General features: G+C 67.5%; 4 protein-coding genes. 1 reads left to right on the top strand and 3 read right to left on the bottom strand.

The features are described from left to right. Nucleotides 1–225: 225 nt before the first annotated feature. A complete protein-coding gene (gene smc / locus VIR09_RS10880; protein WP_332012882.1) occupies nt 226–3759 on the bottom strand; it encodes a chromosome segregation protein SMC in 3534 nt (1177 codons plus the stop codon). Between the two features lie 297 nt (nt 3760–4056). On the opposite strand from smc, the gene lplT reads away from it, so the two are divergent. Beyond that, nucleotides 4057–5370: a lysophospholipid transporter LplT gene (gene lplT, locus VIR09_RS10875; protein WP_332012881.1), complete on the top strand. Its 1314-nt coding sequence runs from the start codon at nt 4057–4059 to the stop codon at nt 5368–5370. Between the two features lie 76 nt (nt 5371–5446). On the opposite strand, the gene VIR09_RS10870 is transcribed toward lplT, so the two are convergent. After that, nucleotides 5447–6445 carry a uracil-DNA glycosylase gene (locus VIR09_RS10870; protein WP_332012880.1) on the bottom strand — a complete coding sequence of 333 codons (999 nt, stop codon included), beginning with the start codon at nt 6443–6445 and terminating at the stop codon, nt 5447–5449. Then, nucleotides 6442–7054, bottom strand: a 613-nt coding sequence (gene rimI / locus VIR09_RS10865) for a ribosomal protein S18-alanine N-acetyltransferase (RefSeq protein WP_332012879.1), incomplete at its 5' end; no start/stop codon positions are given. The genes VIR09_RS10870 and rimI, both read right to left, overlap by 4 nt.

Raw genomic sequence — 7054 nt, 5'->3', positions numbered from 1 at the left:
CTCGTTGCCGACGAGGCGCCGGCTGCCGCGCCCGCGCCCAACAACGGATCCTGTTCGGTGGAGGGGAAATGGGTCTGCATCTTGCGCCGGACACGCCGGTCCTGCCACCAGTTGAATCCCAGCACCAGCAGTATCAGCAATACGCCCAGGGCTATCAGCCCGATCTGCAAATCACTCATGTATAAATCCCGCGCCGAAACCCCGACGCCCTTCTGAATATTGGGTTTATGCCGCTTCGGAGGCCATCATCTGGACGGCCGAGTCTATGTCTACCGCAACGATACGCGAAACCCCTTGCTCTTGCATGGTTACACCGATCAGTTGCTTGGCCATCTGCATTGCGATCTTGTTGTGCGAGATGAACAGGAACTGGGTCTGCTCGCTCATGTTGGCGACCAGATTCGCGTAGCGCTCCGTGTTGGCGTCGTCCAGCGGCGCGTCCACCTCGTCCAGCAGGCAGAACGGCGCGGGATTGAGCTTGAACAGCGCGAACACCAGGGCCGTCGCGGTCAGGGCCTTTTCGCCGCCGGACAGCAGGTGGATGGTGCTGTTGCGCTTGCCGGGAGGCTGGGCCATGACCTGCACGCCGGCGTCGAGGATTTCCTCGCCCGTCATGGTGAGCTTGGCCTCGCCGCCGCCGAACAGCTTGGGGAACAGCTCGCCGAAGTGGCCGTTGACGACGTTGAAGGTCTCTTGCAGCAGCTCGCGGGTCTCGCGGTCGATCTTGCGGATGGCGTCCTCGAGGGTCTCGATGGCGCTCATCAGGTCCTGGTTCTGCGAATCCAGGAAGCCCTTGCGCTCGCGCGAGGTGTTCAATTCGTCCAGCGCGGCCAGGTTGACCGAGCCCAGGGATTCGATCTGGCGCGAAATGCGGCCGACTTCCGACTGCAGCCAGCTGGCGCGGCGCCATTCGTCGGGCTGGTTGGCCAGATCCTGGGCCAACGCCTCGCGGTCGACTTCGCGCGCGTTCAGCTGTTCGGTGAACTGTTCCTCGGCCAGGCGGGCGGCCTGCTCCTGCAGCTGCAGTTCCATGATGCGGGCGCGCCGCGGTTCCAGCGTCTGCTCTTGCTGCAGGCGGTCTTCATCCGCGCCGCGCAACAGGGCCGCCAGGTTTTCGAGTTCCTGGCGCGCGCGCGACAGCGCTTCCTCGCGCTCGGCGCGGGCTTCCAGGGCATCCTGCAAGCCGGCCTGGGACGCCGAGGCGTCCAGCTCGGCCAGGTCCACCAGCAGCTGCTCCAGCTCGACGCTGCCGCGCTGGCTCTGGTCGGCGGCCAACTGCTGGTTGCGCTGCAGATCGGTGATGCGGACCTGGATGCCGCGTTCGGCAAATTCGGCTTCCTGGGCGGCGCGTTCCAGTTCGCGCAGGCCGGCACGGGCCGCTTCCGCCTGGGCTGCCAGGGTTTCACCGTCGATCTCGGCGTCGGCGAAACGCGATTGGTGTTCGGCCAGTTCTTCGTCCAAGGCCTCGAAGCGGGCCTCGGCCTCCTCGCGGGCGGCGCGCAGGTCTTCTTCCTGGACCTTGATCTCTTCCAGGTCCTGGCGCAGGCGCGAGGCGCGTTCGCCGGATTGCTCGGCCTGCTGCTGCAGGCGCGAGTGCTCCAGTTGGATGTCATGCACCCGACGGGTGACTTCCGCCACACGCTGGCGCGCCGGCGCGATGGCCTGGGACACCTGCTGCCAGGCGACTTCGGCGCGGGCGACCGCGGCCCGCGCCTGGTCGGCAATCAGTTGCTGCGCCTTGATCTCGCGTTGCAGGTTCTCGATCTCCTGCTGGCGCGCCAGCAGGCCGGCCTGCTCGGAATCCGGCGCGTAGAAGCGCACGCTGTGGGCGTCGACCAGATGGCCGGCTTTGACCACGCAGGCGCTGCCCGCTGGCAGGCTGGCGCGCATGGCCAGGGCCTGCGTCACGTCGGTAGCCGTGTAGATGCCGCCCAGCCATTCGTTCAGCAAGGTGCGCAGGTCGGGATCGGTGATGCGCAGCAGGCTGGCCAAGGGCGTCAGGCCGGCAGGCGCGGCGGGCGCCGGCGCCGCGACGGGCAACTGATAGAAGGCCAGACGAGCGGGCGGCGCATCCTCGGCGAAGGCGCGGGCCCAATCCAGGTTACGCACTTCCATGGAGGCCATGCGCTCGCGCAGGGCGGCTTCCAGGGCGGTTTCCCAACCGGGCTCGATGTGCAGCTTCTGCCACAGGCGCGACAGCCCGGCCAGCTCATGCTTGGCCAGCCAGGGTTCCAGCGCCCCCTGCTTCTGCACGTCTTCCTGCAGCTTTACCAGGGCCGACAGGCGGGCCTCCAGGCGCGCCAGGTTCTGTACGTCGGTCTGGGCGGCGGCCTGGGCGCGGCTGCGCTCGGCATCCGCTTCCGGCACGCGGCCTTCCAGGGTGGCCAGCTCTTCCTGGGCTTCCTCGAGCTGGTCCTCGCCGGCGACGCGGTCGCCGGCCAGTTGCTCCAGGCGCACCGGATCGGGGCTGTGCAGTTCGCGCAAGTCCTGCTGCAGGCGTTCGCGGCGCTGGTCCAGCGCCTGCATCTGGCGGTCGGCGTCGCGCTGTGACTGGGCCACCAGGGCCAGATTCTGTTCGACGCGGGCCAGCGCGGCGCGCATCTCGTCGCGCCCCGAGGCGGCTTCGCGTACGCGCTGCTCCACGGACGGCAGCGCAGCCTGGGCGTCCTCGGCCTTGGCGCGCGCCTCTTCGGTGCGGGCGGCGCCGGCGGCCAGGTCTTCCTCGGCCTGGGCAATTTGTTCGGTGCAATGTTCGCGCTGGGCGGTCCACTCGCCGATCTGCTGCTGCAGCTGATCGCGGCGCGCCTGCAGGCGGTTGCGGGAATCCACCACGTGGCGGATTTCGGCTTCCAGGCGGCTGACCTGGGCGTTGGCCTCGTACAGCCCGCCCTGGGCGGTATGCACCGCGTCGCTGGCGGCGTAGTGGGCCTGGCGCCGGGATTCGAGCGCAGCCTCGCCCGCCCGCAGGCCGGCGATGGCGGCTTCCAGCTCGTTCTGGGCCTGCGCCATCTCCTGGGCCTTCTTGGCGCGCTCTTCGCGTGCCCCGGTTTCCTTCAGGAACCACAGCGCGTGCTGCTTCTTTTCGCCGTCGGCCTGGAGCTCGCGGTAGCGCGTGGCCACTTCGGCCTGCGCTTCCAGCTTTTCCAGCTGGCTGTTGAGTTCGCGCAGGATGTCTTCGACGCGGGTCAGGTTCTCGCGCGTGTCGGACAGGCGGTTCTCGGTCTCGCGGCGCCGTTCCTTGTAGCGCGACACCCCGGCCGCCTCTTCCAGGAACACCCGCAGTTCTTCGGGGCGCGCCTCGATCAGGCGGTTGATCATGCCCTGGCCGATGATGGCGTAGCCCCGGGCGCCCAGGCCGGTGCCCAGGAAGATGTCGTGGATGTCGCGGCGCCGGACCTGCTGGTTGTTGACGAAGTAACTGCTGGTGCCGTCGCGGGTCAGCACGCGGCGCACGGCGATTTCGGCGTAGGTGCTCCACTGACCGGCGGCGCGCCCTTCGCTGTTGTCGAACACCATTTCCACCGAGGCCCGCGCCGCCGGCTTGCGGTTGCCTGAGCCGTTGAAAATGACGTCCTGCATGGACTCGCCGCGCAGTTCCGAGGCCTTGGCCTCGCCCAGCACCCAGCGCACGGCGTCAATGATGTTCGATTTTCCGCAGCCATTGGGACCCACCACGCCCACCAGTTGGCTGGGCACGGGAATCACGGTGGGATCGACGAAGGACTTGAAGCCGGCGAGTTTTAGCTGAGTAAGACGCACAGTACGATGACGACGGGGTGGGTTGAACGAAAGGCGTTAACGGACCTGCCGCACAGATTGCAAACCGGCCCTGGAGGGCCGGCGGACATATGAGTCGTATGATACCGCAGGCAGTCTGTCCCCAAACGTCAGCAAGGGTCAAGACGAGTTGTCCCTGAGGCTTGCCGGCGGTCAACCCGCGGGCAAACGCTCAATGGCCGCCGCCTGGGGTCCGGCTATACTCCCTGACACTTTTTTGCGCGACACACAAATTTTCACGCGGACTGGCCGGGGCCAGGCCTAAGAACGGGGACATTCTTGAAACGTGGTTTCTATCTGGTCATGGCCGCGCAGGCCTTCTCGTCATTGGCGGACAACGCGCTGTTCATTGCAGCCATCGCCTTGATACAGGAGCTGCATGGGCCAGACTGGATGGCGCCCATGATGAAGTGGTCGTTCGCGCTGGCCTATGTGGTCCTGGCGGCCTTCGTCGGGGCCCTGGCGGACTCCTTCCCCAAAGGCCGCGTGATGTTCTCCACCAACGCGCTGAAAGTGGTCGGCTGCATGCTGATGTTCTCGTATGCCAGCATCGGCGTCGCCCCCCAGTACCAGACGTACCTGGTCTGCGCGGCCTACGCCATCGTCGGCATCGGCGCCGCGGCCTACTCCCCCGCCAAATACGGCATCGTCACCGAAATGCTGCCCCCGACCATGCTGGTCAAGGGCAATAGCTGGATCGAGGGCCTGACAGTCTTCTCCATCATCCTGGGCACGGTGTTGGGCGGCGTACTGATTTCGTCCTCCGTCTCCACTGCCCTGCTCAGCCATTCCTTCATCGGCAAGCTGGTCCACACGCCGGCCGAGGCCGCGATCCTGGTCATCGCCTTCGTCTACCTGCTGGCGGCGCTGTGCAACCTGCTGATTCCGCACACCCACGTGCGCTACCCCCCGCAGCAAAAGAGCCCGGTGCGGCTGATCCGCACGTTCTGGGGCTATGTCTGTGTGCTGTGGAAAGACAAGCTGGGCCAGATCTCGCTGGCCGTCACCACCCTGTTCTGGGGCGCGGGTGCGACGCTGCAGCTGATCGTCATCGAATGGGGCCGCAGCCACCTGGGATACCAGTTGGACAAGGCCTCGATGCTGATGGGCGTGGCCGCGCTGGGCACGGTGGTCGGTTCCATCCTGGCGGGCCGCATTCCGCTGCGGCGCGCGCTGGCCGTGCTGCCGGTCGGTGCCGCGATGGGCCTGGTGGTGCTGCTGATGCCGCTGGTCTACTCGCCCTGGAGCGTCTACCTGCTGCTGCTGATCACGGGCGGTCTGGCGGGCTTCTTCGTGGTGCCGATGAATGCGCTGCTGCAACATCGCGGCCACGTGCTGCTGTCGGCGGGCCATTCCATCGCCGTGCAGAACTTCAACGAGCAACTCAACATCCTGCTGATGGTGGCCATGTACACGCTGCTGCTGTGGCTGCAACTGCCCATCAACATCATCATCGTGATCTTCGGCACCGTGGTTGCCGTGCTGATGGTGGTCTTCATGCGCTGGAGCAAGCGCAACCTGCAGGCCAATCCCGAACTGCACGAGCAGATCGGCCAGGAAGGCCACGGCCGCGCGCTGGACTCCTCGCACTAGGCGCGGCGATTCCGTATTAATGAAAAACCGGGCTGAGGCCCGGTTTTTCATTGCCTGAAGGTCAGCCGGGCCGGGCTCAGCCCAGCCGCGCCACCGCCAGGCGCAGGTCCTGCCAGGCGCGCGCCTTCTCGCTGGGGCTGCGCAGCAGGTAGGCCGGGTGGTAGCTGACGATCACCGGAATCTCCACCCCTTCGTCCGTTTTCAACTGGTGGATGCGCCCGCGCAGGCTGCCTATCGTGGCGTCCGTGCCCAACAGCGTCTGCGCGGCGAAACGGCCCAGCACCAGGATCCGCTCGGGCTTGAGCAGCGCGATCTGACGCATCAGATAAGGGCTGCAAGCCGCGATTTCCTCCGGCTTGGGATTGCGGTTGCCGGGCGGGCGGCACTTGATGACGTTGGTGATGAACACGTCGCGCTCACGGCTCATGGACACCGACGACAGCATGGCGTCCAGCAACTGGCCCGAGCGGCCCACAAAGGGCTGCCCCTGCCGGTCCTCTTGCTCGCCGGGAGCCTCGCCCACCACCAGCCAGCGCGTGGGCTGGCCGCCATGGCCAAAGACCGCGTTGCGGCGGCCCTTGCACAGGCCACAGGCGGCGCAGGCCACAACCAGGTCTTGCATTTCTTCCAGCGTGGCATTGCGGATTGCTTCGGCCACTGGCACCGGCGGCGGCGGCGCGGCCTCCTCCGCTGCCTTGGGGACCGGGCGCGGCGGCGGACCGCTACGGGTCAGGATCGAAGCCGGTATGCCGGGGCGGCCGGAAGCCGGCACGGCCGGGGTCGATGCGCCCGGAGCCGGGGCTTCAGAAACTGGCGTCGCGGAGACCGGCGCAGCAGCTACCGGCATTGCGACCTCGGCGGGTTGCGGCGCGAGCGGCGACTTGACCGCGGGCGCCTGCGCATCCCCCGTCAAAACCTCCTTGGAAACAGGGGCTTGCGGCTCAACCGCTGGCCGGCTGGACGCGGGCGCGGGGCGCAACCACAGCCGCTCCATGCCGATCTCGCGCAGCCAGATGCGCTGCAGCGGATTGACGCGAGGCGCGGCCGACGGCGGCGCTGCAGTAGGCTGGCTCATGCCGCCGCTCCGTCCGCCGCGAAACGCTTCTGCATGACCAGGGCATCTTCCCTGCCGCCTTTTTCGGCCGGGTAATAACCCCGCCGCACGCCGATCTGCAAATACCCGTGCCGCTTGTAGAAATTGATGGCCGACTCGTTGGACGGGCGCACTTCCAGCAGCACGCCCTCCACGCCGCGTTCACGCGCCTGCTGCTCGCACCAGTCGAGCAGCACGCCGCCCAGGCCTTGGCGATGCAGCGGCTTGGCCACGGCAATCACCAGCAGGTGCGCCACGTCGGGCGCAAACATGAGCACGCAAAACCCCGCCAGCCGGCCTTCGCGCCGCAGCACCCAGGCGCCGTAGCCGGCCGCCAGGGCGTCCGCGAAATTGCCGCGGGTCCAGGGAAAGGCTTGCACGTGCGCCTCCACCGCCACGACCTCGTCCAGATCGGCATCGGTCATCGGCTGGGGCACCCAGGGCGTCAAAGACGGCTGAGCCTTGGGATTGCCGCCCTCCCCGCGCATGCGCTCGGCGGTGGTGAACGCCACCTTGTCGCGCACGTAGAGCGGCGCGGCCAGCTCGGGCGCCACGGCCTCGCCCCGCAACCAGCCCTGCCGCGCCAGGCGG

The organism is Achromobacter sp., from assembly GCF_036567245.1.
In the GTDB taxonomy this organism is placed as follows: Bacteria; Pseudomonadota; Gammaproteobacteria; order Burkholderiales; family Burkholderiaceae_B; genus Achromobacter.
This window is presented reverse-complemented; position numbering and strand designations above follow the sequence as displayed.